We start from the raw sequence: 25,802 nt of genomic DNA on the forward strand, positions 1-25,802 counted from the left end.
GCGGCGCCCCCGCCCAGGGCTATTTCACTTTCTCGTTGAGCAGCGGCACGAGCAGCTGGTCGAGGGCCTGGGTGTCGAAGGCGCCGGCCTTGGCGTAGCGCACCACGCCGTTGCGATCGATCACGATGTTGGTCGGCACGCCGTTGTCGAGCACGTCATAGGGCCCCTTGATCGAGCGGACCGGATCGATGTGCATCGCCTCGAACAGCTTCTTGAGCCGGAAGGGCTGGAGCGAATCCTCGGTGGTGACGGCGAACACGCGCAGCCCGGCGTCCTTGCGCAACACATAATAGGCGTCGAGCGCCGGCAGCTCCGTGCGGCACGGCACGCACCAGGTCGCCCAGAAGTTGAGCACGATGACGTTGCCGCGCAACTCGTCGAGCGAGACCTTGCCGCCCTTGATCAGGCGCAGCACGAACGGCGGCGCGGGCTGGCCGACCTTGATCTGGGCGAACATTGGGGCGAGCACGGGCGCCGGCGCGGCGCCGAGCAGCGAAAGCGGCAGCACGACAAGCGCAAGCCGCCGATAAAGCGCAGAAATCCCCATGACTTTCCCCCTCCGGCCGCAGCGATGCTGTCCCCGCTTCGGCCAGCCGTCAAGCGCGGGATCGGAACCGCTCGTCGCCGCATGCAGAAAAGCGACTCCGGTGGCAGCGTTGTCAGGCTTTTCCCCTGCAAATCCGGACGATAGGGGCTCCCCGAGACCAGATGATCAAGGGGAACAAGATGTCGATCACGCCGGCCGTAAAAGCCATTCTCGCGAACTATGAATCCGACAATCCCGGCGTGAAGGCCAACCTCGCCCGCATCCTGATGCAGGGCAAGCTGGGCGGCACGGGCAAGCTGATCATCCTTCCGGTCGACCAGGGCTTCGAGCATGGCCCGGCGCGCAGCTTCGCGGTGAACCCGGACGCCTATGATCCCCATTACCACTACCAGCTGGCGATCGACGCGGGCCTGAGCGCCTATGCCGCGCCGCTTGGCATGCTCGAGGCGGGCGCCGACACCTTTGCCGGCCAGATCCCGACCATCCTGAAGTGCAACAGCTCGAACAGCTGGGCGACCAGCGCCAACCAGGCAGTGACCGCGGGCGTGGACGACGCGCTGCGCCTGGGCTGCGCCGCGATCGGCTTCACCATCTATCCGGGCTCGGACGACGTGTTCGAGATGATGGAGGAGATCAAGGAGCTGTCGGCCGAGGCCAAGTCTGTCGGCATCGCCACCGTGCTCTGGTCGTATCCGCGCGGCGGCAAGTTGCCCAAGTCGGGTGAACTCGCCCTCGACGTCGGCGCCTATGCCGCACACATGGCGGCGCTGCTCGGCGCGCACATCATCAAGGTCAAGCTTCCCAGCGACCATATCGAGCAGGAAGAGGCCAAGAAGGCTTACGAGGGCACCGACTGGTCGGCCCAGTCGACCCGCGTCGGCCATGTCGTGAAGAGCTGCTTCAACGGCCGCCGCATCGTCGTCTTCTCGGGCGGCGCGGCCAAGGGTGCCGATGCGGTCTACCAGGATGCGCGCGACATCCGCGACGGCGGCGGCAACGGCTCGATCATCGGCCGCAACACCTTCCAGCGCCCGCGCGACGAGGCGCTGGCGATGCTCGACAAGCTGGTGCGCATCTACAAGAACGAAGAATGACCGGTCGCCGGCCCGTACTGGCAGGGCTCGCGCTCGCGATGCTGGGCGGGCCGGCCCTTGCCAAGGAATTCCGCATGGAAGACGCCGAGCTCTACGGCATGATCGGCAAGATCAAGGCCCAGCCGGGCAAGCGCGCCGAGCTGATCGCGCTGCTTTCCGGCGGTACCGGCGACATGCCGGGCTGCATCGCCTATCTGATCGCCGAGGACGTGAAGGATGCCGACGGCATCTGGATCACCGAGATTTGGCAGACGAAGCAGCACCATGCCGACTCGCTCAAGCTGCCCGTCGTGCAGGCGGCGATCGCCAAGGGGCGGCCGCTGATCGCCGGGTTCGAGACGCATGTCGAGACGCGGCCGGTTACGGGCGTGGGGCTGGGCGGCTAGGGCTTGTCCTTGTGTCGGATCGGCCCGCAACTGATTGCGGAGGTATCGGCATCGATTGGTGTAAGCGTCAGCGGATGCAGGGCGCTCCAATTCGTGCTGAGGAGCGTACCATTGGCGTCCCGGACGACCTCGATGCGATCCCTTTCAGGGCCGTCCGAGCTCTCGTAGAGTAGTTCGACCGCGCCATCGAGAACCCGATAGGTGCCTGTGCTGCTTGACGCGCCGAACTGGCTATATTGGATGAACCGGTCGGCGGTGGGGAAGGTAAGCGGCCCTGCATCGCAAGGATAATTGGGGCGCTCATCGATAAAATGTCCAAGCAAGAGCCGGCGCAGCTCGGCGGCGGGCACTGGGATTGGATATTTCTTCGGCGGTGATGCCGGAGCACTGCAGGCGGCAAGTACCAGCGATCCCGCCAGAGCGTACCGTCGGCCGAATTTGCGCATGCCTCTCCCCATCGGGGTGACTTTGGGTCATCCAGGATCGCGTGGCAATCGGCAGAAGGAAGCGGACATGACGCGGGGCTGGACAGCGGTGGACGGCTACATCACCGGCAAGCTGATCGGCGCCGATCCTGCGCTTGACGGCGCGCTGGCGGCCAATGCGGCGGGCGGGCTGCCGGCGATCGACGTATCGGCGGCGCAGGGCAGGATGCTCGAGCTGTTCGCGCGGATGTGTGGCGCGCGGCGCATCCTCGAAGTAGGCACGCTGGGTGGTTATTCGACCATTTGGCTCGCCCGGGCGCTGCCCAGGGATGGCCAGCTGGTGACGCTGGAGCTCGAGCCGCATCACGCCGAGGTGGCGCGGGCGAACCTGGCCAATGCCGGCGTGGCGGATCGCTGCGAAGTGCGCACCGGGCCGGCGGTGGATAGCCTGGTGGCGATGATCGCGGCGGGCGAGGGGCCGTTCGACCTCGTCTTCATCGACGCCGACAAGCCGAGCAATGTCGCTTATCTGGAGGGCGCGCTGAAGCTCACCCGGCCCGGCAGCGTGATCGTCGTCGACAATGTCGTGCGCGAGGGCGCGGTGACCGATCCGGACGATCCCGATCCGCGGGTGATCGGCACGCAGGCGCTGTTCGATGCGGTCGCGGCCGAGCTGCGCCTCGATGCCACCGCGATCCAGACCGTCGGCGACAAAGGCTGGGACGGGTTTCTGCTGGCAGTGGTGCGCGGCTGAGGCTTGGGCTAAGGCGGCCCGGATGACCGACCTTGATGATGATGGCCTGCCGCCGCTCGACTCGAATTTCGCCGACCAGTTCGTGCGCGACATGCGCCGGCCGCCGTGCCAGCTCTACCTGATCTCGCCGCTCAACGTAAGCGGCGCCTTCCCGGAGCGGCTGAAGCGGGCGCTGGGCGCCGGGCCGGTGGCTGCCTTTCAGTTCCGCGTGAAGGGCGTGGACCAGCACGAGGCGGCGCGTCTGGCCGAGCCGCTGCAGAAGATCTGCGCGGATGCGGATGTGGCGTTCATCGTCAATGACGATGTGAGTCTCGCCAAGCGGCTCGGTGCCGATGGCGTGCATCTGGGCCAGGACGATGGCGACCCGCGCGAGGCGCGCTCGGTGCTGGGACCGCAGGTGCAGATCGGCGTGACCTGCCATGACAGCCGCCACCTGGCGATGGAAGCCGGCGAGGCGGGAGCGGACTATGTCGCGTTCGGCGCCTTCTACCCGACCGCGACCAAGGAAACCCGCCATCGGCCCGAGCCGGTGATCCTCAGCTGGTGGTCGGCGCTGTTCGAACTGCCCTGCGTCGCGATCGGCGGGATCACGCCGGACAACGCCGCGCCGCTGGTCAAGGCGGGGGCGGACTTCCTCGCGGTGTCCAGCGCCGTGTGGGGCGGGGACGAGGAAGCGGCGGTGAAGGCGTTTACCGAGCTGTTGGCCTGACCCAAGCGTCATCCCGACGAAAGTCGGGATCTCAGGCGATGGCAGGAATGAGCCGCATGAGATCCCGACTGTCGTCGGGATGACGGATTTGGTGTGCGCGAAACCAACCCTGAGTTCCACCCGTTGTTCTTGCGGAACATGATCTGCAGGAGCTTGATTCGGTGCGGAAATTTCTCGGTTTTGCGGCTTGTCTCGCCTGTGCCTCGCTCGGTCCCGCTGCCAGCGGGCAGGGGGGAACTTCCGCCAGGCCGCCGATCGACTATTCGATCCTGCATGCGCAGGTGATCCTCGACCATCTGGGTTTCTCGCCCGGCATCCTCGACGGGCGCGAGGGCCAGTCGCTGACTGCGGCGCTCAAGGGGTTCCAGACTTCGCGCGGCATGCCGGCCAGCGGCAAGCTCGACCCCGCCACGCTGCGCGCGCTGGCGCCCTATGCCTCGTTGCGTCCGGTGCGGAAGCTCACCCTCGACGCGGACACGCTGAAGGGGCCGTACGTCAATCCGATCCCCAGGGATCCAGAGAAACAGGCGAAGCTGCCTTCGCTCGCCTATACCAGGCCGCTCGAGAAGCTGGCCGAGATGTTCCACACCACGCCCGAGGTGCTGGTGGAGCTCAATCCCGGCGGCGGCGCTATCCGGCCGGGCGCGGAGTTCGTCTTCCCCAATGCGCTGCCCGCCTCGCGCGACTATCCGGCGGACATCAAGCCCGAATGGCGCCAGACGCTGAACGACCTGAACGTCGAGGCCAAGGTGCCCGAGGCGGATCATGTCGTCGTCGACAAGAGCGAGAAGGTGCTCAAGGTGTTCGACAAGCAGAACCGCCTGGTCGCCCAGTTCAGCGCGACCATGGGCAGCGAGCATGATCCGCTGCCGATCGGCACCTGGAAGATCAACGGGGCGGACACCAACCCGAAGTTCCACTATAACCCCAAGCTGTTCTGGGACGCGAAGAAGGGCAGTGACCCGGCGATGCTGCCGCCGGGGCCGAACGGCCCGGTGGGGGTGGTGTGGCTCGATCTCTCCAAGGAGCATTACGGCATCCATGGCACGCCCGAGCCGCAGACGATCGGGCGCACCGAGAGCCATGGCTGCATCCGCCTCACCAACTGGGACGCCGCGCGGCTCGCGCTGATGGTGAAGCCGGGCACCGAGGCGGTGTTCCAGGAGTAGGGCGTATGCCGGTCTGGGCGAAGCGAATCGGCTGGGGGCTGGGCCTGCTGCTGGTGCTGCTTGCGGCGGGGTTCCTCTCGCTGGTGCGGATCACGGTGCAGCCCGCCGCGCCGGCGCTTCCCCAGCAGGCGGCGATCGAACCCCAGGCCGCGCCGCTTGCCGGCACCAGCGACCCGGTGCCGCTGATCATCCCCGTGGAGGGCGTCGGCGCCCGCCAGCTCAGCGATACATGGGGGCAGAGCAGGGGCAACGGCGCGCGCGAGCATCACGCGATCGACATCATGGCCGCCAAGGGCACGCCGGTGCTCGCGGCCGCGTCGGGGACGGTCGAGAAGATATTCGAGAGCGTGAATGGCGGGCACACCATCTATGTCCGAACCCGGGACGGCGCCACGATCCACTATTATGCCCATCTCGACAGCTATCTGGTCGCGGAGAAGGCGGTGGTGCGCCAGGGCGAGCCGATCGCCACGGTGGGGAATACCGGCAGCGCCTCGGGCGGCGCGCCGCATCTCCATTTCGAGATCAAGCTGATGCAGCCGGGCGAGGGCTGGTGGCAGGGCCAGAACATCAATCCCTATCCGCTGCTGCGGGATACCGAGCGATAGTCCGTCATCCTGGTGGAAGCCGGGATCTCGCACCGCAAAGGGACAGCGTGCGGCACGAGACCCCGGCTTCCACTGCGGAGCATGGCTTGCCCAACTCGGCGCGCCCGGCTAAAGGCGCCGGCTCAGCTCTTTCTCAGTTCCATAGGTCTCGACCATGAAGATCAGCGGCGTGGACATCCGTCCCGGCAACATCATCGAATATGAAAACGGCATCTGGCGTGCCGTGAAGATCCAGCACACGCAGCCCGGCAAGGGCGGTGCGTACATGCAGGTCGAGCTCAAGAACCTGCGCGACGGCCGCAAGAACAACGTCCGTTTCCGCTCGGCGGAGACGGTCGAGCGCGTGCGCCTCGACACCAAGGACTTCCAGTTCCTGTTCGCCGAGGGTGACGTGCTCACCTTCATGGACAAGGAAACCTACGACCAGACCACGCTGCCGCGCGACCTGCTCGGCGATGCGGCAGCCTTCCTGCAGGACGGCATGGACGTGGTGATGGAGCTCTATGACGAAGAGCCGATCAGCGTGCAGCTGCCCGACACGATCGAAGCGACGATCGTCGAGGCCGACGCGGTGGTGAAGGGCCAGACGGCCTCGTCGTCGTACAAGCCGGCCGTGCTCGACAATGGCGTGCGCATCCTGGTGCCGCCGCACATCGCCTCGGGCACCCGCATCGTCGTCGACGTGTACGAGCAGACCTACGTCCGCCGCGCGGACTGAGGCTGAGCGGACGAGACGGATAGCGTCGCTATCCGTCCGATCCGCCAGCCCGGCCGGCGAGCGCAGCTCGACCGACGGCGCGGGCTTTGCCCGCGGCGGCATGGATTGGGGACGGGCCCCACCCCAACCCCTCCCCTGAAGGGGGGCTAGAAGGTATAGATATGGTTTCGCATTCCGGCCTCATCACCGTCATGGAGCGCGCCTGCCGCAAGGCCGGCCCGCGCCTGCGTCGCGACTTCAACGAGGTCTCGCACCTCCAGGTCAGCCGCAAGGGGCCGGCGGACTTTGTCAGCCTGGCCGACAAGCGCGCCGAGGACACGCTGATCGAGGAGCTCCAGAAGGCGCGTCCGGACTGGGGTTTCCTGGTCGAGGAGCGCGGTGAGATCGCCGGCGATCCCGACAAGCCGCGCTGGATCATCGATCCGCTCGACGGCACCAGCAACTTCCTCCACGGCATCCCGCATTTCTGCATCTCGATCGCCGTCGAGGATCCGCGCGGCGCCCAGGGCAAGCCCGAGGTGACGCACGCCTATATCTACCAGCCGCTGACCGACGAGAGCTTCTGGTCGGAAAAGGGCCGCGGCGCCTGGCTGCAGGACCAGCGCCTGCGCGTCTCGGCGCGCCGGCACCTCGACGAGGCGCTGATCGCGACGGGCATCCCCTTCATGGGCCATGGCAATTTCGCCGAGTGGAGCCGCATCTTCGGCGCCGTCGCGCCTGAAGTCGCCGGCATCCGCCGCCTCGGCTCGGCCGCGCTCGACCTCGCCTGGGTCGCCGCGGGCCGCTTCGACGGCTTCTGGGAAAGCGACCTGAAGCCCTGGGACGTCGCCGCCGGCATGCTGCTGGTCAAGGAAGCGGGTGGCTTCGTGACCGACTATCGCGGCCAGGACCTGGCGCGCGAGCGCAACCAGTATCTCGCGGCCAACGACGTGCTGCACTCCAAGCTGCACAAGCTCGTCGCGAACTCGCTGCGGTGATCGCGGCGGCGCTGATCGGGCTGCTTGCCCAGGACGCGCCGCCCGCCGCCTTCCTCACCATCCCCGCCGAATACCGCCTGATCGAGGGCGTCGCCTCGGATGGCGAGACGATCTGGGTGAGCAGCGTGCTGAATCGCAGCATCGTCGCGCACCGGAATGGGCGGTTTACCGCACACACGCTCCCCAAGGGAGATGGCGCGCCGCTCGGCATCGCCTGGGATCCGGGCCGCAAATGGCTGTGGGTCGCGGCCAATTGCCCCGCCGATCTTAGGATTCCCGACTGCAGCGGCGCCGCGCTGCTCGCGATGGACCGCAAGGGCAGGGTGCGTGCCCGGCTCGCGCCCGGGAGTGCCTTCACGCCGGGCGATGTCTCGGTGTGGCAGGACCGGGTCTTCGTCAGCGACAGCAAGAACGGCGCAGTCTATCGCTGCCAGGGCAAGTGTGCCGCTCTTACGCCGGTGATCGCGCCGCGCGAGAAGGGGAGTGCGCAGGGCAGCGCAGTCTACGACCAGGGCAGGAAGCTGCTCGTCGCGGACTATGGACTCGGGCTGATCAGCATCGACCTGGCCAGCGGCGCCGAGACGCCGGTCCTGCTTGCCGACGGCAACCGGCTGCGCGGAGTCGACGGGCTCGTCGCGGACGGCGACTCTTTCCTCGGCGTGCGCAATGCCAATGTGCCGGGCAAGGTCTGGCGATTCCGGATCCTGGACGGGAAGATCGCGGAGCCGGAGGTTGCGGCGCAGGGCGGGGCGATCGTCGATTCCACCCAGATCGCCCGTGCCGGCAAGCGGATCCTGATCGTCGGCGACTCCCAATGGGGCGCCCATCTGCCTGACAAGGCGGGACGTATTTCCGGCGCGCAGCGGCCCACGCCGATCGTTGCGATCCCGGCGCGGTAAACGCCAAATTATTGCGAATGATTCTCAAGGGTTTCCGCCCTTGCCGCACTCCTTTCATCGTCCTAAAGCCCCCGTCAGATTCCGCATCCGCGAGAAGAGAAGGCCATTGGTCGACCTGTCACAATATCTGCCGATCCTGTTGTTCCTCGGGGTCGCCCTCGCGCTTTCCAGCGCCTTCGTGTTCCTGCCCATGCTGGTCAGCCGGCTGACGGGATCGCACAAGCCGACGGAAGCCAAGCTCAGCGAATATGAGTGCGGCTTCCCCGCGTTCGAGGATTCGCGCAGCCAGTTCGACGTGCGTTTCTACCTCGTCGCCATCCTGTTCATCGTCTTCGATCTCGAAGCGGCGTTCCTGTACCCCTGGGCCGTCTCGGTGTTCAAGATGGGCACCGCTGCCGCCAGCTGGACCGCCTGGATCTCGATGATGGTCTTTATCGGCGAGCTGTTGCTCGGCCTTGTTTACGCCTGGAAGAAGGGAGCGCTCGAATGGGAGTAGAACTCACCCAGTCGTCGCCCTTGCCGGGCAGCGGCCTGATCGGTGCGCCGCCGCCGGGAACCCTGCCCGACGTCGGCTTCCTGAACGACATCAATGCCGAGATCGGCGACAAGGGCTTCCTGGTCACCTCGACCGAGGAGCTGTTCCAGTGGGCCCGCACCGGCTCGCTGTGGTGGATGACCTTCGGCCTGGCGTGCTGCGCGGTCGAGATGATCCACGTCAACATGCCGCGCTACGACATGGAGCGTTTCGGCGCCGCGCCGCGCGCGTCTCCGCGCCAGTCGGACGTGATGATCGTCGCCGGCACGCTGTGCAACAAGATGGCCCCCGCGCTCCGCAAGGTCTATGACCAGATGTCGGAGCCGAAATACGTCATCTCGATGGGCAGCTGCGCCAATGGCGGCGGCTATTACCATTACAGCTACAGCGTCGTGCGCGGCTGCGACCGGATCGTGCCGGTCGACATCTATGTCCCGGGCTGCCCGCCGACCGCCGAGGCGCTGCTCTACGGCGTGATGCAGCTCCAGCGTAAGATCCGCCGCGTCGGGACGATCGAGCGATGAGCGCGGTGAAGACCTCTGCGCCCCGTTTCGCTTCGAACGAAGGCGTGATCGACGCAGCCAAGGCCGCGCTCGGCGGCATCCTGCTCTTCTCGGAGGACAGCGTCGGCGAAGTGAACCTGGTGCTCGACCGCGCCCGCGTGGTCGAGGGGCTCAAGCTTCTGCGCGACACGCCGGGCCTCGAGTACCAGCAGCTCATGGAGATCGCCGGTGTCGACTATCTCGACCGCGAGGAGCGGTTCGAGGTGGTCTATTGCCTGCTCAGCCTGACGCGGAACCACCGCATCAAGGTGAAGGTGACCACCGACGAGGAGAAGCCCGTCCCCAGCGTCACCGGCGTCTGGCCGGTCGCGGGCTGGCTCGAGCGCGAAGTGTACGACATGTACGGCGTGCTGTTCGAGGGCAACACCGACCTGCGCCGCATCCTGACGGACTATGGCTTCGTCGGCCATCCGCAGCGCAAGGACTTCCCGCTGACGGGCTATGTCGAGCTGCGCTATTCGGAAGAAGCGAAGCGCGTGGTCTATGAGCCCGTCACGCTGGCCCAGGACTTCCGCAACTTCGACTTCATGAGCCCTTGGGAAGGCGCGAAGTACGTGCTGCCAGGCGACGAGAAGGCGGCTGCTCCGGCGGCTCCCGCGCCTGCACCGGCCCCTGCGCCCGCACCGGCTCCGGCCCCCGCGCCGCAGCCCGAGGCCAAGGGTGCGCCGACTCCGCTGACCGCGGACGAGACGCTGAAGCCTGCGCCCGATGCCAAGCCGGCCAAGGCGAAGGTGACCAAGCCCAAGACCAGCGACAGCACCGCCGACACCGGCGCGGGCAAGTCCGGTCCCGAGGCCGGCCCGGCGCCCGCCGATCCGGACGTGGTCAAGAAACCCCGCAAGCCGCGCGCCAAGAAGGCGCCGGAGGGTGAAGCGTAATGGCTGAATATCTCGACGAGATCGAAGGCGTCATCGACGGCGGCAAGCCGGAAAAGGGTGACACCGAGATTGCGAACTACACGATCAACTTCGGCCCGCAGCACCCGGCGGCGCACGGCGTGCTGCGTCTGGTGACCGAGCTGGACGGCGAGATCATCGAACGTATCGATCCGCACATCGGCCTGCTCCACCGCGGCACCGAGAAGCTGATCGAGTACAAGACCTACACCCAGGCGCTGCCGTACTTCGACCGGCTCGACTATTGCTCGCCGCTGGGCATGGAATACAGCTATGTGCTGGCGGTCGAGAAGCTGCTCGACCTCGAGGTTCCGCTGCGCGGCCAGTATCTCCGCGTGTTCTTCGCCGAGCTGACCCGCATCTGCAATCACATGCTGAACCTCGGTTCGCACGTGATGGACGTCGGCGCGATGACGCCGAACCTGTGGATGTTCGAGATCCGCGAAGACTGCATGAACTTCCTGGAGCGTGCCTCCGGTGCGCGCATGCACTCGAACTGGTTCCGCGTCGGCGGCGTCCGCCAGGACGTGCCGCTCAAGCTGCTGACCGACATCGCAGAGTGGCTCGACACGCGCCTGCCGCGCCTGTTCGGCGACGCGATCAGCCTGGTCGCCGAGAACCGCATCTTCCTGCAGCGCAACGTCGACATCGCGGTGGTGAGCCGCGAGGACGCCGTGGCCTGGGGCTTCTCTGGCCCGATGATCCGCGGTGCGGGCATCCCCTGGGACATCCGCAAGTCGCAGCCCTACGATGTGTACGACCGGGTCGAGTTCGACATCCCCGTCGGCACCCGCGGCGACTGCTATGACCGGTTCATGGTCCGCGTCGAGGAAGTCTACCAGTCCGCGCGCATCATGAAGCAGTGCCTCCAGCAGATGCCGGAGGGCCCGGTGCTCACCCTCGATCGCAAGGTCGCGCCGCCCCGCCGCGGCGAGATGAAGCAGTCGATGGAAGCACTGATCCACCACTTCAAGCTGTTCAGCGAAGGCTATCACGTCCCCGCGGGCGACGTGTACGTCGCGACGGAGAGCCCGAAGGGCGAGTTCGGCGTCTATCTCGTCTCGGACGGCAGCAACAAGCCGTATCGCTGCAAGATCCGCCCGACCGCGTTCAGCCACCTCCAGGCGATGGACTTCATGTCGCGCGGCCACATGCTCGCCGACATCACCGCCATCCTGGGCGCGCTCGACATCGTGTTCGGGGAGTGCGACCGGTGAGCGCCGACCGCATCGCCATCGCGCACGAGATGATCGCGCACTACAATGCGCAGGATGCCGACGCCTATGTCTCGCTGATGACCGACGGTGCCTGCGAGGCGGGATATCGCGGTGCGGTGCTGCGTGAGGGCAAGGAAGGCGTCCGCTCGGGCCTGAAGGCGATGTTCGCCGAGTTCCCGCAGAACCGCGCCGAGATCCTGAGCAGCTACAAGCTGGGCGACACCGTGGTGCTCCACGAGAAGGTCGCGCGCTCGCCGGAGAGCGAGCCGTTCGAGGTTATGTCCATCTATTCTTTCGCCGACGACCTGGTCGATCGCGTGGAGTTCATTCGTTAATGGCTGACGCACCCCAACTCCCTGATGATGCGGAGACCCGCGCGCGCTGGGGCAATTTTGCCTGGACGCCGGAGAACGCCGTCAAGGCACAGGAAATCATGGGCCGCTATCCGGCGGGCCGGCAGCTCTCGTGCAGCATCCCCTATCTCGACCTGGCCCAGCGTCAGGTGGGTGCGGAGACCAACACGCAGGGCTGGCTGCCGATTCCGGTGATCGAGTTCGTCGCGCGCGAGCTCGGCGTGCCGTACATCCGCATCTTCGAGGTCGCGACCTTCTACACCATGTTCAACCTGGTGCCGGTCGGCCGCTATCACGTGCAGGTCTGCGGCACGACGCCGTGCATGCTGCGCGGCTCGGACGACGTGATGGCCGCCTGCAAGGCGCGCGGCATGAAGAAGGGCCATACCACCGAGGACGGCCTGTTCACGCTCACCGAAGTCGAGTGCATGGGCAATTGCTCGTCGGCGCCGATGGTGCAGATCAACGACGATAATTTCGAAGATCTGGACTATGATCGTACGCTCGTGATCCTTGACGCGCTGGCCCGGGGCGAGAGCCCCAAGACCGGCACGCAGGAGCCCGGCCGCCACACCGTGGAACCGCTCGGCGAGCCGACCAACCTGGCGGCGATGGAAACCGAGAACCACGATTATCGGGGTGAATGGTGATGAAGCCCGAGACCAAGAACCTCATCTTCGTCATCCTGGCGATCATCGGCGGCATCGTCGTGCTCGGCTGGGCGCTCAAGCTCGCCTTCAAGCTGATCGGCATCGCAATCGTGCTCGGGCTCGCTGTGCTCGCGTACATCTTCATTCAGAACATGGTGGGGAAGGGCCGCTAATGCTCGCGGATAAGGACCGCATCTTCACCAATGTCTACGGCTTCCAGCCGTGGAACCTGCCGGCTGCCCAGAAGCGCGGCGATTGGGACAAGACCAAGGATTTGCTGGCGCTCGGCAACGACGTCATCATCGACAAGATCAAGGCGTCGGGCCTGCGCGGCCGCGGCGGCGCGGGCTTCCCGACCGGCATGAAGTGGAGCTTCATGCCCAAGGAACCGCGCCCGGATCGCCCGAACTTCCTGGTGATCAATGCCGACGAGTCCGAGCCGGGCTCGTGCAAGGACCGCGAGATCATCCGCCACGATCCGCACAAGCTGATCGAAGGCGCGCTGGTCGCCGGCTTCGCGATGCGCGCGCGTGCGGCGTACATCTACATCCGCGGCGAATATATCCGCGAGGCCGAGACGCTGTTCGCAGCCGTGAAGGAGGCGTATGACGCCGGCCTGCTCGGCAAGAACGCGTGCAAGTCAGGCTATGACTTCGACGTGTTCGTCCATCGCGGTGCGGGCGCTTACATCTGCGGCGAAGAGACCGCGATGCTCGAGAGCCTCGAGGGCAAGAAGGGCCAGCCCCGCCTGAAGCCGCCGTTCCCGGCGGGCGCGGGTCTCTATGGCTGCCCGACCACGGTGAACAACGTCGAGTCGATCGCGGTGGTCCCGACGATCCTGCGGCGCGGTCCGGAATGGTTCTCGAGCTTCGGCAACGAGAACAACCGCGGCACCAAGCTCTTCCAGATTTCGGGTCACGTGAACAAGCCGTGCGTGGTCGAAGAGGCCATGTCGATTCCGTTCCGCGAGCTGATCGAGAAGCATTGCGGCGGCATCCGTGGTGGCTGGGACAACCTCCTCGCGGTTATCCCGGGCGGCTCCTCGGTGCCGCTGGTGCCGGCGGCGCAGATCATGGACTGCCCGATGGACTTTGACGGCCTGCGCGCGCTCGGCTCGGGCCTGGGCACCGCGGCGATCATCGTGATGGACAAGTCGACCGACGTGGTCCGCGCGATCAGCCGTCTCAGCTATTTCTACAAGCATGAGAGCTGCGGCCAGTGCACGCCGTGCCGCGAAGGCACGGGCTGGATGTGGCGCGTGATGGAGCGGCTGCGCACCGGCGACGCCGACATCAGCGAGATCGACACGCTCCAGCAGGTCACCAAGCAGGTGGAAGGCCACACGATCTGCGCGCTCGGCGATGCCGCTGCGTGGCCGATCCAGGGCCTGATCCGCCACTTCCGTCCGGAGCTCGAGCGCCGGATCAACGAGCGCCAGGCCGGCAACGGCATGCAGGAGGCTGCGGAATGAACAAGGCTCTGATGATGCTTGCGGTTCCGTCGCTGCTGGCGCTTATGCCCGCGGCGCATGCGCAGAATGCGGAGGGCCCGCAGGCCTTTGGCAAGTGCGCGGTCGGTGCCGACCATGCCGGCGCCGCTGCGCTGCTCGCCACTGCCGCGGGCAGCAAGGAATCGAGCGCGGCCGCGAAGAAGCTGGCCGACAAGAAGAACGCCTGTGGCGCCGTCCTCGGCCGCGACCGTGGCACCGATGTGGTGCGCGGGGCGATCGCCGAGCAGCTCTATCTCGAAGCCTATTCGACCCCGCCGGCGGCAGTGATGGGCGAGCCGGCGCCGTTCCAGGGCAGCGGCGATCCCTCGCTGGTCCAGGTCGACCTCGCCCGCTGCGCCGTGACGCGCGATCCGGTTGCCGCCGATGCGCTGCTCCGTTCGACTGCCGGCTCGGCCGAGGAGCGCGCCGCGCTCGGCGCCGTGGTCGCCGCGGTCGGCCGTTGCACCCCGGGTGGTGCCAAGATCGGTTTCAGCAAGGTGCAGCTGCGCGCCGGTGTCGCCGAGGGCCTGTGGCTCTACCGCAAAGGCGATGCAGCGCAGTGATGCGTCCGATGGCTTACAAGATGCGCGGTCCTGTCGTGCAGGGAAAGAAGTAGAATGCCGAAGCTAACTGTCGACGGAATTGAAGTGGAGGTGCCCGCGGGTGCCACCGTGCTCCAGGCCTGCGAAGCCGCGGGCAAGGAAATTCCGCGCTTCTGCTATCACGAGCGCCTTTCGATCGCCGGCAATTGCCGCATGTGCCTCGTCGAGGTGAAGCCCGGGCCGCCCAAGCCCCAGGCTTCGTGCGCGCTGCCCGCCGCCGACAACCAGGAAATCCGCACGGACTCGCCGATGGTGAAGGCCGCGCGCGAAGGCGTGATGGAATTCCTGCTGATCAACCACCCGCTCGACTGCCCGATCTGCGATCAGGGCGGCGAGTGCGACCTGCAGGACCAGTCGGTCGCTTATGGCCGCGGCCACTCGCGCTACACCGAGAACAAGCGCGCGGTGACCGAGAAGTACATGGGTCCGATCATCAAGACGATCATGACCCGCTGCATCCAGTGCACCCGCTGCGTCCGCTTCGGCGAGGAAGTGGCCGGCGTGGAGGATATCGGCGCGATCTATCGCGGCGAGAACATGCAGATCACCACCTATCTGGAAAAGGCGTTCAAGAGCGAGCTTTCGGGCAACGCCGTCGACCTTTGCCCGGTGGGCGCGCTGACCCACAAGCCGGTCGCCTTCGAGTACCGCTCGTGGGAGCTGAAGAAGAATCTGTCGATCGACGTGATGGACGCGGTCGGCACCAACATCCGCCTCGACAGCCGTGGCCGCCAGGTGATGCGCGTGCTTCCGCGGATCAACGAGGACGTCAACGAAGAGTGGGCGCACGACAAGACCCGCTATCATGTCGACGCGCTGGTCCGCCGCCGTCTCGACAAGCCTTATGTCCGCAAGGACGGCAAGCTGGTCGAAGCGAGCTGGGACGAGGCGTTCGACGCGATTGCGGGCGCGGCCAAGGCCGCCGGCTCGAGCGTCGCGGCGATTGCCGGCGACCTGGTCGATTGCGAGACGATGTACGCCGCCAAGGCGCTGGTGAAGGCACTTGGCTCGGACCTGCTCGAAGGCCGCCAGACCGGCCTGGCCTATGACGTGTCGAACCTCGGCTCGGTGGCATTCAACACCACCATCGCCGGAATTGAGGATGCGGACGCGATCCTCCTCGTCGGTTCGAATCTCCGCTTCGAAGCGCCGCTGATCAACACCCGCGTGCGCAAGGCGATCAAGAAGGGCGCCAAGGTCTTCGCGATCGGCCCCGAGACCGACCTGACCTACAAGGTCGAGTGGCTGGGCAACGACCTGTCGATCCTCGGCAAGCTGCCGGATCGTGCGGCCGAGGCGCTCGACGCGGCGAAGAAGCCGGTGCTGATCGTCGGCCCGGGCGCGCTCAAGGAAGGGCAGGGCGCAACGCTCGCCATGGCCTCGGCCTTCCAGCGGGATGGCTGGAACGGCTTCAATGTCGTCCACACCGCCGCCGCGCGCATGGGCGGACTGATGCTCGGCTATGCCCAGAAGGGCGGCATCGCCGACATCGTCGCCGCTGCGCCGAAGCTGACCTTCTTCCTCGGTGCCGACGAAGTGAACTTCGAGAGCTTCAAGGACAGCTTCAAGGTCTATGTCGGCCATCACGGCGATAACGGCGCGCACCATGCCGACGTCATCCTGCCGGGCGCGACCTATGCCGAGAAGCCGGGTACCTATGTGAACCTGGAAGGCCGCGTGCAGCGTGCCGACCGCGCGGTGTTCGCCCCCGGCGACGCCCGCGAGGACTGGACGATCCTGCGCGCGCTTTCCGACCGGCTCGGCCACACGCTGCCGTTCGACAGTTTCGAGCAGCTGCGCGCCGAGATGGCGAACGAAGTGCCGGCGCTGGGCCGTGAAGGCCTGGCCGGCTACGAGTTCTCGCCGCCCAAGCTGGCCGCCAAGGCCAGCGGAGCGCTCGGCTATCCGATCGCCGACTTCTATCTCACCAACGCCATCTGCCGTGCGTCGCCGACGATGCAGCGCTGCTCGGCCGAACTGATCCACGGCGAAGACTTCGCAGAGGCCGCAGAATGACCCCGTTTTTCCAATGGCTCGGCCTGCCCTTCGAATGGGCGTGGTTCGTGGCCACGATCGCCGGCATCCTGCTGATCTCGCTGCCGCTGATGCTGGCGGTGGCAATGATCATCTATGTCGACCGCAAGATCTGGGCGGCGATGGCGCTGCGCCGCGGCCCGAACGTGGTCGGCCCGCTCGGCCTGCTCCAGTCGTTCGCGGACGGCCTGAAGGTCTTCCTGCAGGAAACCATCATCCCGTCGGGCGCCAACAAGACGCTCTTCCTGCTCGCGCCGATCATCACCTTCACGGTGGCGCTGATCGTGTGGGCGGTTGTGCCGTTCCAGGCGAACGTCGCGCTGTCGCACATCAATGTCGGCCTGCTCTACGTGCTCGCCGCCTCGTCGCTCGGCGTCTACGGTATCATCCTGGCGGGCTGGGCCTCGAACTCGAAATATCCGTTCTACTCGGCGATCCGCGCTGCCGCGCAGATGGTGAGCTATGAAGTCTCGATCGGCTTCGTGCTGATCTCGGTCGTGCTGTGGGCCGGCACCTTCAACCTGGGCGAGATCGTCGAAGCGCAGAAGGGCTCGGCGATCTTCGGCTTGGTGAACGGCTATTTCGCCAACCCGCTGCTGTTCCCGATGGCGATCGTGTTCTTCATCTCGTCGCTGGCCGAGACGCAGCGCGCGCCGTTCGACCTCACCGAGGCCGAGAGCGAGCTCGTCGCGGGCTACCAGACCGAATATTCGTCGATGGCCTTCGCGCTCTACTGGCTCGGCGAGTACGCCAACGTCATCCTGATGTGCGCGCTGAACGCGACTCTGTTCTGGGGCGGCTACCTGCCGCCGATCGACTGGGCGCCGCTCTATTACGTGCCGGGCATCATCTGGCTGCTCGCCAAGATGTGCTTCTTCTTCTTCTGCTTCAGCTGGGTGAAGGCCACGGTGCCCAGGTACCGCTACGACCAGCTGATGCGCCTGGGCTGGAAGATCTTCCTCCCGCTGTCGCTTCTCTTCGTCTTCCTCGTTTCCGGGTACCTCATGCTGACCCGGGTTGGAGTGCCCGCATGAGCACCGTCGCCCATTTCATCAAGACCTGGACTCTGTGGGAGTTCGTCAAGGCGCACGCGCTGACCTTGAAGTATTTCTTCAAGCCCAAGGCGACGATCAACTATCCCTATGAGAAAAACCCGATCTCGCCCCGCTTCCGCGGCGAGCACGCGCTGCGCCGTTATCCGAACGGCGAAGAGCGCTGCATCGCGTGCAAGTTGTGCGAGGCGGTGTGCCCGGCGCTGGCAATCACGATCGAGGCCGAACCGCGCGAGGACGGCAGCCGCCGCACCACGCGCTACGACATCGACATGACCAAGTGCATCTATTGCGGGCTTTGCCAGGAGGCTTGCCCCGTGGACGCCATCGTCGAGGGCCCGAACTTCGAGTTCGCCACCGAGACCCGTGAGGAGCTGATCTACCAGAAGGAGAAGCTGCTCGCGAACGGTGACCGCTGGGAGCGCGCGATCGCCGCGAACCTTGCCGCCGATGCACCGTACCGTTAAGCGCACGCCAATCTACAGGGGCCATCCGATTCCGTGATCCAGCTTCTCGCCTTTTACCTGTTTGCGGCAGTGGTGTGCGTCTCCGGCGCCTTCACCATCCTGTCCCGCAACCCGGTCCATTCCGTCCTGTGGCTCATCCTGGCGTTCTTCAACGCCGCGGGTCTGATGGTGCTCGCCAATGCCGAGTTCATCGCGATGCTGCTCGTCATCGTCTATGTCGGCGCCGTCGCCGTGCTGTTCCTGTTCGTGGTCATGATGCTCAACATCGACTTCGCAGAGCTGCGCGCCGGCGTGATGAAGTACGCCGCGGTGGGCTTCGCGCTTGCTGTTGCGCTGGTCGCCGAGATCCTGATCGCGGTGGGCGCCTATAGCGCCGGGACACTGCAGCTCGGCCGCCGCATCGCGCCGATCGACGCCAAGGTGAACAACATCGAGGCGATCGGCCAGCTTCTCTATTCCCGCTACCTGTTCGTGTTCGAGGGCGCCGGCCTGGTGTTGCTCGTCGCGATGATCGGCGCGATCGTGCTGACGCTGCGTCCGCGCACCGACGTCAAGCCGCAGAAGATCAGCCGCCAGGTCCAACGCCGCGCCAAGGACGCGACCCGCAACGTGAACCATCCCGTGGGGCAGGGGGTAGAGCTGTGATCACCCTTACGCACTATCTCGTCGTCAGCGCGATCCTGTTCACGCTCGGCGTGCTCGGCATCTTCATGAACCGCAAGAACCTCATCGTCATCCTGATGGCGATCGAGCTGATCCTGCTGTCCGTGAACCTGAACCTCGTTGCGTTCTCGAATGCGCTGGGTGACCTGGTTGGCCAGGTCTTCGCGATGTTCGTGCTCACCGTTGCCGCTGGCGAAGCGGCGATCGGTCTCGCAATCCTCGTAATCTACTTCCGCGGCCGCGGCACGATCTCGGTCGAAGACGTCAATCGGATGAAGGGATGATGCGCGTGCCCAATTCCGTCATCCCGGCGAAAGCCGGGATCTCGTGCGGCTCCTGTCCCGCGCTCTCGCCTGAGACCCCGGCTTTCGCCGGGGTGACGAGGTTCATCTGATGTCGCCGATCTATTTCATCGTGTTCCTGCCGCTACTCGCGGCAGCCGTTGCCGGCCTTTCCAACAAGGCGTTCGGCAGCACCTTCCCGAAGCTCGTCACCACGGTTTCGCTGTTCGCGGCGTGCGCCCTGTCGTGGCCGATCTTCCTCCAATATCTCGGCGGCCATGCCGAGCCGACGATCTCGCCGGTGTTCACCTGGATGCTGAGCGGCTCGATGCAGGTCGACTGGGCGCTGCGCGTCGACAGCCTGACCGCAGTGATGCTCGTGGTGGTGACCAGCGTCTCCTTCCTCGTCCATCTCTATAGCTGGGGCTATATGTCGGAGGAGCCGGATCAGCCGCGCTTCTTCGCGTACCTCTCGCTCTTCACCTTCGCGATGCTGATGCTCGTGACGGCCAACAACCTGGTCCAGATGTTCTTCGGCTGGGAAGGCGTGGGCCTCGCATCCTACCTCCTGATCGGCTTCTGGTTCCGCAAGCCCTCGGCCAACGCCGCCGCGATCAAGGCCTTCGTGGTCAATCGTGTTGGTGACTTGGGCTTCATGCTCGGCATCTTCGGCACCTTCCTGGTGTTCGGCACGATCGACATCCCGACGATCCTCGCCGCCGCGCCGAACATGCATGGTTCGACCATCGGCTTCCTCGGCGCCCGCTTCGACACGATGACGGTGCTCTGCCTGCTGCTGTTCGTCGGCGCGATGGGCAAGTCGGCGCAGCTCGGCCTGCACACCTGGCTTCCGGACGCGATGGAAGGCCCGACCCCGGTGTCGGCGCTGATCCACGCCGCGACCATGGTGACCGCAGGCGTGTTCATGGTCTGCCGCATGTCGCCGATGTTCGAGCAGAGCGCCGTCGCGCTCGGCGTGGTGACCTTTGTCGGCGCCGCGACCTGCTTCTTCGCCGCGACCGTCGGCACGACGCAGACCGACATCAAGCGCGTCATCGCCTATTCGACCTGCTCGCAGCTCGGCTACATGTTCTTTGCCGCCGGCGTCGGCGCGTACGGCGCGGCGATGTTCCACTTGTTCACGCACGCCTTCTTCAAGGCGCTGCTGTTCCTGGGTGCCGGCTCGGTGATCCATGCGATGCACCACGAGCAGGACATGCGTTACTATGGCGGCCTGTGGAAGAAGATCCCGGTCACCTACTGGACGATGATGTTCGGCACGCTCGCCATCACCGGCGTGGGCATCCCCGGCATCTTCGGCAACACCCCCTTCGGCTTCGCCGGCTTCCACTCGAAGGACGCGATCATCGAGGCGAGCTATGCCGCAGGCCAGACCAGCGCCTTCTGGGTCGGCGTGTTCGTCGCGCTGCTCACCAGCTTCTACAGCTGGCGCCTGGTGTTCCTGACCTTCCACGGCAAGCCGCGCTGGGCGGGTTCCGAGCACATCCAGCATGCCGTGCACGATCACCATGGCCACGGCCATGACGATCATGCACACGGTCATGAAGCTGCTGAGGATGAAGGTGCCGGCCATGCGCCGACCGCCGACGAAATTCTGCACGATCATGGCCATGAGGGCACGGCGGGCTATCACCCGCACGAAAGCCCGATCGTGATGCTGATCCCGCTGATCGTCCTCACGCTGGGCGCGATCTTCGCCGGTTTCGTCTTCCACGGCTTCTTCATCGAGCCGAGCGCCGGCGAGAGCTATTGGCACGGCGCGGTCGCCTTCAACGAGCATCTGATGCACGCGATGCACGAGGTGCCGGTGTGGGTGAAGCTCAGCGCGACGATCGCGATGCTGAGCGGCCTGGCCATTGCGTATGGCGCGTATATCGTGTCGCCGAGCTTCCCCGCGAAGTTCGCCGAGGCGTTCCGCCCGCTGTACCTCTTCTCGCTCAACAAGTGGTATTTCGACGAGCTCTACAACTTCCTGTTCGTGCGCCCCGCCTTCGCGATCGGCCGCCTGTTCTGGAAGCAGGGTGACGAAGCCACGATCGACCGGTTCGGCCCGAATGGGGTCGCCAAGGTCGTCCAGCTCGGCGGTGGCGTCACTGCCAAGCTGCAATCCGGATATGTCTACGCCTATGCCTTCATCATGCTGATCGGCCTCACTGCCGCGCTGACCTGGGTGATCGCGCGATGAGCGGCTTCCCGATCCTCACCGTCATGCTGGCGGTGCCCGCGATTGCCGCGGTCGCCTGCCTGTTCCTCAACGCGCAGGGCGCGCGCTGGCTGGCGCTCGCCGCCACCTTCGTCGACCTTGCGCTCGGCATCCTGCTCTGGGCCAACTTCCAGACCGGCGACGGCGCTGCCCAGTGGCAGTTCGTCGAGCATGTCCGCCTGTTCGGCATCGGCGGCGCCGAGTTCGCCTGGGCGCTCGGCATCGACGGCTTCGCGCTGCTGCTGATCGCACTGTCGGTATTCCTGATGCCGATCTGCATCGGGGCGAGTTGGCTCTCGATCGAGAAGCGCGTGCCGGAGTATATGGCTGCGTTCCTCGCCACCGAAGTGCTGATGATCGGCACGTTTGCGGCGCAGGACCTGATGCTGTTCTACGTCTTCTTCGAAGGCGGCCTGATCCCGATGTTCCTGATCATCGGCATCTGGGGTGGCGCCAACCGCATCTACGCGTCGTACAAGTTCTTCCTGTACACGCTGCTCGGCTCGCTGCTGATGCTGATCGCGATCATCTACATGATCCTGACCACCGGCACGACGTCGATCCCGGCGCTGATGCAGCATGACTTCCCGGCGCATGTGCAGACATGGCTATGGCTGGCCTTCTTCGCCTCGTTCGCAGTGAAGATGCCGATGTGGCCGGTCCACACCTGGCTTCCCGACGCGCACGTGCAGGCACCGACCGCCGGTTCGGTGATCCTGGCGGGCGTGCTGCTGAAGCTCGGCGGCTACGGCTTCCTGCGCTTCTCGCTGCCGATGTTCCCGGAAGCCTCGGCGCAGTTCCTGTGGCTGGTGTTCGCGCTCTCGGCCGTCGCGGTAGTCTACACCTCGCTCGTCGCGCTGGTGCAGAGCGACATGAAGAAGCTGATCGCCTATTCGTCGGTCGCGCACATGGCGATCGTCACTTTCGGCCTGTTCGCGTTCAATGCGCAGGGTATCGAGGGTGCGATGATGGTGATGCTGGGCCACGGCGTGGTCTCGGGCGCACTCTTCCTGTGCGTCGGCGTGATCTATGATCGCCTGCACACCCGCGAGATCGACCGCTATGGCGGCCTGGCGATCAACATGCCGCGCTATGCCGTGCTGTTCCTGCTGTTCACCATGGCCTCTGTCGGCCTGCCGGGCACCAGCAACTTCATCGGCGAGTTCCTGAGCCTTGCCGGCCTGTACCAGGTCTCGACGCTCTACGCGTTGCTCGGCACCACCGGCATCATCCTGGGCGCGGCATACATGCTGTACCTGTATCGCCGCGTGGCCTTTGGCGACCTGACCAAGGACGATGTGAAGGCGATGCCGGACCTCGACGCGCGTGAGTTCCTCATGCTCGGTGCCCTGGCTGCCGTGACCCTCTGGATGGGCGTCTATCCGGAGAGCTTCATGAAGCCGATGCGCGGTGACGTGGAGAAGCTGGTTGCTCGCCTCGAGCGTGCCGCCCCCGCCGGTGACTCGCTGCCGACTATCGGCAAGCCTGCGCCTGCCGCCCATCATGGCGAGACTCACGCCGCTGCCCCTGCTGCGCACGGGGAGGCGCACTGATGAATTATTCGCTCCAATTGATGATGGCGCTGCCCGAGCTGGTGCTCGCTGTGGGCGCCATCCTCCTCATGCTCGTCGCCGCCTGGGGCGGTGCCCAGTCGACCAGGTTGGTCAGTTGGACCGCCATCGCCGTGCTGATCGGCGCCGGCATCTCGCTGGCCGGCCCGGCGTCGGCGGGTGGCGAGGCCTTTGGCGGCCTCTACCGTCCGGACATGTTTGCTGCCTTCGCCAAGGCGCTGATCTTCCTCGCTGCCGGCGTCTCGATCCTGATCGCGCCGCGTTTCTTCGCGGAAACCTCGGGCGACGACCTGCGGCCTGAATATCCCGTGCTGATCCTGCTCTCTGCAGCCGGCATGGGCATGATGGTCTCGGCGGGTGACCTGATGTCGCTATACGTCGGCCTCGAGCTGCAGAGCCTCTCGGCCTATATCCTGGCGAGCTTCATGCGCCGCGACACGCGTTCGGCGGAAGCGGGCCTGAAGTATTTCGTCCTTGGCGCGCTGGCCTCGGGCATCCTGCTCTACGGCATCTCGCTGGTTTACGGCTTCTCGGGCACGACGCTCTTCTCGGGCATCGCCGACGCCTATGCCTCGGGCGAGCAGAAGACCGGGCTGCTGTTCGGCCTGGTGTTCGTCTTCTCGGGCCTGGCGTTCAAGATGTCGGCCGTGCCGTTCCACATGTGGACGCCCGACGTGTACGAAGGCGCGCCGACCCCGGTGACGGCGTTCTTCGCCTCGGCCCCCAAGGTCGCCGCGATTGCGCTCGCCACCCGCGTCGCGATCGACGCGATGGGCCCGGCGATCGCCGACTGGCGCCAGATCGTGATCTTCGCCTCGCTGGCCTCGATCATCTTCGGCTCGGTCGCCGCGATCCGGCAGGACAACATCAAGCGACTGCTTGCCTACTCCTCGATCGCCAATGTCGGCTTCGCGCTGGTCGGCCTCGCCGCTGGCGGTGAAGCAGGCGTGTCGAGCGTGCTCTATTATGTCGCCATCTACGTGGTGATGACGTTGGGCAGCTTCCTCGTCGTGCTGCAGATGCGCGATGCGGAGGGCCGTCCGGTCGAGACCATCTCGAGCCTGTCGGGCATGTCGCGCACCCGCCCGGGTCTCGCGGTGGCGATGGCGATCTTCATGTTCAGCCTCGCCGGCATCCCGCCGCTGCTCGGCTTCTTCTCGAAGCTGCAGGTGTTCCTGGCCGCGGTCCATGCGGGCTTGTTCGTCTTCGCCGCGGTGGCTGCCGCTGCCTCGACGATCGGCGCATACTACTACCTCAAGATCGTCAAGGTGATGTATTTCGACGAGCCGGCGCCCGCTTTTGGCGGCCGCACGGATCCCGTCGAGGGCCTGCTGCTGGTGATCTCCGCGGTGGTGATCTCGCCGCTGGGCTGGCCGCTGCTGGGCTTCCTCGAAGTCTGGACCGGCGCAGCCGCGAAGGCGCTGTTCTGACCGCGACCGTTCGGACCGTCGCCGAGACGGGATCGACCAATGCCGACATGGCCGAGCTCGCCCGGAACGGGGCGGGCGAGGGCCTGTGGCTGAGAGCCGAGCGGCAGACCGCGGGCAAGGGCCGTCAGGGCCGTGCCTGGCAGTCGCCGCTCGGCAATCTCTATGTCTCGACGCTGGTGCGGACGCGGGCAGGGGAGCCGAGCCCGGCTACGCTCGCGCTGGTCGCCGCAGTCGCGCTGGACGAGACGGCGCGGGTCTTCGGTGTCGCGCCGATGCTCAAATGGCCCAACGACCTGCTGGTGAACGGTGCCAAGCTCTCCGGCATCCTGCTCGAGCGGGTGGGAGAAGCGGTGATCCTCGGCTTCGGGGTGAACCTGGCGGAACATCCCGAGGACCTCGATCGCCTCGCCACCAGCTTCGCCGCGCATGGCCCGGCGCCCGATCCCCAGATCTTCGCCGAGACGCTTGCCGAGAGCTTCGCCCGCTGGGTGTCGCGCTGGCGGGATGGCATCGCGCCGGTGCGTGAGCGCTGGCTGGCCCGGGCGCATCCGATCGGGACTGCACTCACGGCTCGTCTGGCCGACGGATCGAGCATCGAGGGGCTGTTCGGCGGGCTCGACAGCGAAGGCGCGCTCATCCTGCGCTTGGCCGACGGCACCAGCCGTGTCATTCACGCCGCAGACGTGTTCCTGCTCTGAGAGGCCCGGAAATGCTGCTCGCCATCGATGCCGGCAACACCAATGTCGTCTTCGCCCTGCTGGAAGGCGGCGAAGTCCGCGCCCGCTGGCGGATCGCCACCGATCCGCGGCGCACCGCCGACGAATATGCGGTGTGGCTGAGCCAGCTGCTCAATCTGGAGGGCTATGACCGCGCCGATGTGACCGGCGTGATCATCGGTACGGTGGTGCCCCGCGCGCTGCACAATCTTCAGGTGCTCGCCAGCAAATACTTCAAGACCGAGGCGGTGATCGCCGGGCAGGGCAAGGCCGAATGGGGCTTCCCGCTCGATGTCGAGGAGCCGCAGGGGCTGGGCGCCGACCGGGCGCTCAACATGATCGCCGGCCATGCCCGTCATCCCGGCGACCTGATCATCATCGACTTCGGCACCGCCACCACCTTCGAGGTGGTCGACTATCGCGGTGCCTACAAGGGCGGGATCATCGCCCCGGGCATCAACCTTTCCCTCGATGCGCTGGTGACTGCCGCCGCGAAGCTGCCGCGCATCGCGATCACCGCGCCGGCCACGACCAGCGTGGTGGGCCGCAACACCGTCGACCAGATGCACATCGGCATCTACTGGGGCTATGTCGCGATGATCGAAGGGCTGGTCGCGCGGATGAAGGCGGAGATCGGTCGCCCCGTCAAAGTGATCGCCACCGGTGGCCTGGCCGTGCTTTTCGAGAAGCGCACCCCCATATTCGACGTGATCGAACCCGATCTGACCATTCAAGGGTTGGCGATGCTGTGGGAACGCAGCCGTTGACCGAGG

30 protein-coding genes are annotated in these 25,802 nt (G+C 66.0%); 28 read left to right on the top strand and 2 right to left on the bottom strand.

The window, feature by feature from the left end; translation table 11 throughout:
* Positions 1-19: 19 nt before the first annotated feature.
* Positions 20-547, bottom strand: a complete 528-nt coding sequence (locus tag ACEN8G_RS08920) for a TlpA family protein disulfide reductase (RefSeq protein WP_413414634.1) — start codon at positions 545-547, stop codon at positions 20-22.
* A 179-nt stretch (positions 548-726) separates the two neighbouring features.
* Here ACEN8G_RS08920 and ACEN8G_RS08925 point away from each other — a divergent pair, with 179 nt between their 5' ends.
* Complete coding sequence (locus ACEN8G_RS08925; protein WP_413414673.1) at positions 727-1,641, top strand: class I fructose-bisphosphate aldolase; 915 nt, start codon at positions 727-729, stop codon at positions 1,639-1,641.
* Positions 1,638-2,027 carry a putative quinol monooxygenase gene (locus ACEN8G_RS08930; RefSeq protein ID WP_413414636.1) on the top strand — a complete coding sequence of 130 codons (390 nt, stop codon included), beginning with the start codon at positions 1,638-1,640 and terminating at the stop codon, positions 2,025-2,027. The genes ACEN8G_RS08925 and ACEN8G_RS08930 overlap by 4 nt, the downstream gene beginning before the upstream one ends.
* On the opposite strand, the gene ACEN8G_RS08935 is transcribed toward ACEN8G_RS08930, so the two are convergent.
* Positions 2,024-2,473, bottom strand: a complete 450-nt coding sequence (locus ACEN8G_RS08935; protein ID WP_413414637.1) for a hypothetical protein — start codon at positions 2,471-2,473, stop codon at positions 2,024-2,026. The two genes, ACEN8G_RS08930 and ACEN8G_RS08935, sit on opposite strands and share 4 nt — an antisense overlap.
* A 67-nt stretch (positions 2,474-2,540) precedes the next feature.
* Between ACEN8G_RS08935 and ACEN8G_RS08940 the strand changes: the two genes are divergently transcribed.
* From ACEN8G_RS08940 to ACEN8G_RS09065, 26 genes are all read left to right on the top strand, one after another.
* Positions 2,541-3,206, top strand: coding sequence for an O-methyltransferase (locus ACEN8G_RS08940; protein WP_413414638.1), 666 nt, complete (start codon positions 2,541-2,543; stop codon positions 3,204-3,206).
* Positions 3,207-3,228: 22 nt separating this feature from the next.
* Positions 3,229-3,915, top strand: coding sequence for a thiamine phosphate synthase (gene thiE / locus ACEN8G_RS08945; RefSeq protein ID WP_413414639.1), 687 nt, complete (start codon positions 3,229-3,231; stop codon positions 3,913-3,915).
* Between the two features lie 161 nt (positions 3,916-4,076).
* Positions 4,077-5,084, top strand: coding sequence for a L,D-transpeptidase family protein (locus ACEN8G_RS08950; RefSeq protein WP_413414640.1), 1,008 nt, complete (start codon positions 4,077-4,079; stop codon positions 5,082-5,084).
* Between the two features lie 5 nt (positions 5,085-5,089).
* Positions 5,090-5,692 carry a M23 family metallopeptidase gene (locus ACEN8G_RS08955; protein WP_413414641.1) on the top strand — a complete coding sequence of 201 codons (603 nt, stop codon included), beginning with the start codon at positions 5,090-5,092 and terminating at the stop codon, positions 5,690-5,692.
* A gap of 154 nt (positions 5,693-5,846) precedes the next feature.
* Entirely contained in the window at positions 5,847-6,410 is a 564-nt protein-coding gene (efp, locus tag ACEN8G_RS08960; protein WP_183995637.1) for an elongation factor P, read from the top strand.
* A gap of 161 nt (positions 6,411-6,571) precedes the next feature.
* Positions 6,572-7,387 (top strand): inositol monophosphatase family protein, encoded by an 816-nt coding sequence (locus ACEN8G_RS08965; protein WP_413414643.1) that lies wholly within the window; start codon positions 6,572-6,574, stop codon positions 7,385-7,387.
* Positions 7,384-8,286, top strand: coding sequence for a hypothetical protein (locus tag ACEN8G_RS08970; RefSeq protein ID WP_413414644.1), 903 nt, complete (start codon positions 7,384-7,386; stop codon positions 8,284-8,286). Before ACEN8G_RS08965 ends, ACEN8G_RS08970 begins: the two co-directional genes overlap by 4 nt.
* Before the next feature lie 106 nt (positions 8,287-8,392).
* Positions 8,393-8,782 (top strand): NADH-quinone oxidoreductase subunit A, encoded by a 390-nt coding sequence (ndhC, locus tag ACEN8G_RS08975; RefSeq protein ID WP_413414645.1) that lies wholly within the window; start codon positions 8,393-8,395, stop codon positions 8,780-8,782.
* Positions 8,773-9,345: a NuoB/complex I 20 kDa subunit family protein gene (locus tag ACEN8G_RS08980; RefSeq protein WP_183995643.1), complete on the top strand. Its 573-nt coding sequence runs from the start codon at positions 8,773-8,775 to the stop codon at positions 9,343-9,345. Before ndhC ends, ACEN8G_RS08980 begins: the two co-directional genes overlap by 10 nt.
* Positions 9,346-9,350: 5 nt before the next feature.
* Entirely contained in the window at positions 9,351-10,262 is a 912-nt protein-coding gene (locus ACEN8G_RS08985) for an NADH-quinone oxidoreductase subunit C (RefSeq protein ID WP_413414674.1), read from the top strand.
* Positions 10,262-11,497, top strand: a complete 1,236-nt coding sequence (locus ACEN8G_RS08990; RefSeq protein ID WP_413414646.1) for an NADH-quinone oxidoreductase subunit D — start codon at positions 10,262-10,264, stop codon at positions 11,495-11,497. The genes ACEN8G_RS08985 and ACEN8G_RS08990 overlap by 1 nt, the downstream gene beginning before the upstream one ends.
* Positions 11,494-11,832, top strand: coding sequence for a nuclear transport factor 2 family protein (locus ACEN8G_RS08995; protein WP_413414648.1), 339 nt, complete (start codon positions 11,494-11,496; stop codon positions 11,830-11,832). Before ACEN8G_RS08990 ends, ACEN8G_RS08995 begins: the two co-directional genes overlap by 4 nt.
* Entirely contained in the window at positions 11,832-12,500 is a 669-nt protein-coding gene (locus ACEN8G_RS09000; protein ID WP_413414649.1) for a complex I 24 kDa subunit family protein, read from the top strand. Before ACEN8G_RS08995 ends, ACEN8G_RS09000 begins: the two co-directional genes overlap by 1 nt.
* Entirely contained in the window at positions 12,500-12,673 is a 174-nt protein-coding gene (locus ACEN8G_RS09005) for a hypothetical protein (RefSeq protein ID WP_413414650.1), read from the top strand. Before ACEN8G_RS09000 ends, ACEN8G_RS09005 begins: the two co-directional genes overlap by 1 nt.
* Positions 12,673-13,971, top strand: a complete 1,299-nt coding sequence (gene nuoF, locus ACEN8G_RS09010) for an NADH-quinone oxidoreductase subunit NuoF (RefSeq protein ID WP_413414651.1) — start codon at positions 12,673-12,675, stop codon at positions 13,969-13,971. The genes ACEN8G_RS09005 and nuoF overlap by 1 nt, the downstream gene beginning before the upstream one ends.
* Positions 13,968-14,552 carry a hypothetical protein gene (locus tag ACEN8G_RS09015; protein WP_413414652.1) on the top strand — a complete coding sequence of 195 codons (585 nt, stop codon included), beginning with the start codon at positions 13,968-13,970 and terminating at the stop codon, positions 14,550-14,552. The genes nuoF and ACEN8G_RS09015 overlap by 4 nt, the downstream gene beginning before the upstream one ends.
* A gap of 54 nt (positions 14,553-14,606) precedes the next feature.
* Positions 14,607-16,607, top strand: coding sequence for an NADH-quinone oxidoreductase subunit NuoG (gene nuoG / locus ACEN8G_RS09020; protein WP_413414653.1), 2,001 nt, complete (start codon positions 14,607-14,609; stop codon positions 16,605-16,607).
* Positions 16,604-17,659 (top strand): NADH-quinone oxidoreductase subunit NuoH, encoded by a 1,056-nt coding sequence (gene nuoH, locus ACEN8G_RS09025; protein ID WP_413414654.1) that lies wholly within the window; start codon positions 16,604-16,606, stop codon positions 17,657-17,659. Before nuoG ends, nuoH begins: the two co-directional genes overlap by 4 nt.
* Positions 17,656-18,144, top strand: coding sequence for an NADH-quinone oxidoreductase subunit NuoI (gene nuoI, locus ACEN8G_RS09030; protein WP_307119276.1), 489 nt, complete (start codon positions 17,656-17,658; stop codon positions 18,142-18,144). Before nuoH ends, nuoI begins: the two co-directional genes overlap by 4 nt.
* A 33-nt stretch (positions 18,145-18,177) precedes the next feature.
* Complete coding sequence (locus ACEN8G_RS09035; protein WP_307119275.1) at positions 18,178-18,789, top strand: NADH-quinone oxidoreductase subunit J; 612 nt, start codon at positions 18,178-18,180, stop codon at positions 18,787-18,789.
* A complete protein-coding gene (gene nuoK / locus ACEN8G_RS09040) occupies positions 18,786-19,091 on the top strand; it encodes an NADH-quinone oxidoreductase subunit NuoK (RefSeq protein ID WP_086129652.1) in 306 nt (101 codons plus the stop codon). Before ACEN8G_RS09035 ends, nuoK begins: the two co-directional genes overlap by 4 nt.
* A 109-nt stretch (positions 19,092-19,200) precedes the next feature.
* Positions 19,201-21,294, top strand: coding sequence for an NADH-quinone oxidoreductase subunit L (gene nuoL / locus ACEN8G_RS09045; protein WP_413414656.1), 2,094 nt, complete (start codon positions 19,201-19,203; stop codon positions 21,292-21,294).
* Entirely contained in the window at positions 21,291-22,865 is a 1,575-nt protein-coding gene (locus tag ACEN8G_RS09050) for an NADH-quinone oxidoreductase subunit M (protein WP_413414657.1), read from the top strand. Before nuoL ends, ACEN8G_RS09050 begins: the two co-directional genes overlap by 4 nt.
* Entirely contained in the window at positions 22,865-24,313 is a 1,449-nt protein-coding gene (gene nuoN / locus ACEN8G_RS09055) for an NADH-quinone oxidoreductase subunit NuoN (protein WP_413414658.1), read from the top strand. Before ACEN8G_RS09050 ends, nuoN begins: the two co-directional genes overlap by 1 nt.
* 47 nt (positions 24,314-24,360) lie before the next feature.
* Positions 24,361-25,011 (top strand): biotin--[acetyl-CoA-carboxylase] ligase, encoded by a 651-nt coding sequence (locus tag ACEN8G_RS09060; protein ID WP_413414660.1) that lies wholly within the window; start codon positions 24,361-24,363, stop codon positions 25,009-25,011.
* 11 nt (positions 25,012-25,022) lie between these two features.
* A complete protein-coding gene (locus ACEN8G_RS09065; RefSeq protein WP_413414662.1) occupies positions 25,023-25,796 on the top strand; it encodes a type III pantothenate kinase in 774 nt (257 codons plus the stop codon).
* Positions 25,797-25,802 lie beyond the last annotated feature (6 nt).

The sequence above is a fragment of the Sphingomonas sp. Sphisp66 genome (assembly GCF_047324325.1).
In the GTDB taxonomy this organism is placed as follows: domain Bacteria; phylum Pseudomonadota; class Alphaproteobacteria; order Sphingomonadales; family Sphingomonadaceae; genus Sphingomonas.

Bases quoted from the DNA above. Each gene is read 5' to 3' on its own strand.
- ACEN8G_RS09005 (WP_413414650.1), top strand. From the start codon at position 12,500: ATGAAGCCCGAGACCAAGAACCTCATCTTCGTCATCCTGGCGATCATC.
- ACEN8G_RS08935 (WP_413414637.1), bottom strand. From the start codon at position 2,473: ATGCGCAAATTCGGCCGACGGTACGCTCTGGCGGGATCGCTGGTACTT.
- nuoN (WP_413414658.1), top strand. From the start codon at position 22,865: ATGAATTATTCGCTCCAATTGATGATGGCGCTGCCCGAGCTGGTGCTC.
- thiE (WP_413414639.1), top strand. From the start codon at position 3,229: ATGACCGACCTTGATGATGATGGCCTGCCGCCGCTCGACTCGAATTTC.
- ACEN8G_RS08920 (WP_413414634.1), bottom strand. From the start codon at position 547: ATGGGGATTTCTGCGCTTTATCGGCGGCTTGCGCTTGTCGTGCTGCCG.
- ACEN8G_RS09015 (WP_413414652.1), top strand. From the start codon at position 13,968: ATGAACAAGGCTCTGATGATGCTTGCGGTTCCGTCGCTGCTGGCGCTT.
- nuoH (WP_413414654.1), top strand. From the start codon at position 16,604: ATGACCCCGTTTTTCCAATGGCTCGGCCTGCCCTTCGAATGGGCGTGG.
- ACEN8G_RS09050 (WP_413414657.1), top strand. From the start codon at position 21,291: ATGAGCGGCTTCCCGATCCTCACCGTCATGCTGGCGGTGCCCGCGATT.
- ACEN8G_RS09000 (WP_413414649.1), top strand. From the start codon at position 11,832: ATGGCTGACGCACCCCAACTCCCTGATGATGCGGAGACCCGCGCGCGC.
- efp (WP_183995637.1), top strand. From the start codon at position 5,847: ATGAAGATCAGCGGCGTGGACATCCGTCCCGGCAACATCATCGAATAT.
- nuoF (WP_413414651.1), top strand. From the start codon at position 12,673: ATGCTCGCGGATAAGGACCGCATCTTCACCAATGTCTACGGCTTCCAG.
- nuoL (WP_413414656.1), top strand. From the start codon at position 19,201: ATGTCGCCGATCTATTTCATCGTGTTCCTGCCGCTACTCGCGGCAGCC.
- ACEN8G_RS08930 (WP_413414636.1), top strand. From the start codon at position 1,638: ATGACCGGTCGCCGGCCCGTACTGGCAGGGCTCGCGCTCGCGATGCTG.
- nuoG (WP_413414653.1), top strand. From the start codon at position 14,607: ATGCCGAAGCTAACTGTCGACGGAATTGAAGTGGAGGTGCCCGCGGGT.
- ACEN8G_RS08955 (WP_413414641.1), top strand. From the start codon at position 5,090: ATGCCGGTCTGGGCGAAGCGAATCGGCTGGGGGCTGGGCCTGCTGCTG.
- ACEN8G_RS08940 (WP_413414638.1), top strand. From the start codon at position 2,541: ATGACGCGGGGCTGGACAGCGGTGGACGGCTACATCACCGGCAAGCTG.
- ACEN8G_RS09060 (WP_413414660.1), top strand. From the start codon at position 24,361: ATGGCCGAGCTCGCCCGGAACGGGGCGGGCGAGGGCCTGTGGCTGAGA.
- ACEN8G_RS08925 (WP_413414673.1), top strand. From the start codon at position 727: ATGTCGATCACGCCGGCCGTAAAAGCCATTCTCGCGAACTATGAATCC.
- ACEN8G_RS08980 (WP_183995643.1), top strand. From the start codon at position 8,773: ATGGGAGTAGAACTCACCCAGTCGTCGCCCTTGCCGGGCAGCGGCCTG.
- ACEN8G_RS08990 (WP_413414646.1), top strand. From the start codon at position 10,262: ATGGCTGAATATCTCGACGAGATCGAAGGCGTCATCGACGGCGGCAAG.
- ACEN8G_RS09065 (WP_413414662.1), top strand. From the start codon at position 25,023: ATGCTGCTCGCCATCGATGCCGGCAACACCAATGTCGTCTTCGCCCTG.
- ACEN8G_RS08965 (WP_413414643.1), top strand. From the start codon at position 6,572: ATGGTTTCGCATTCCGGCCTCATCACCGTCATGGAGCGCGCCTGCCGC.
- nuoI (WP_307119276.1), top strand. From the start codon at position 17,656: ATGAGCACCGTCGCCCATTTCATCAAGACCTGGACTCTGTGGGAGTTC.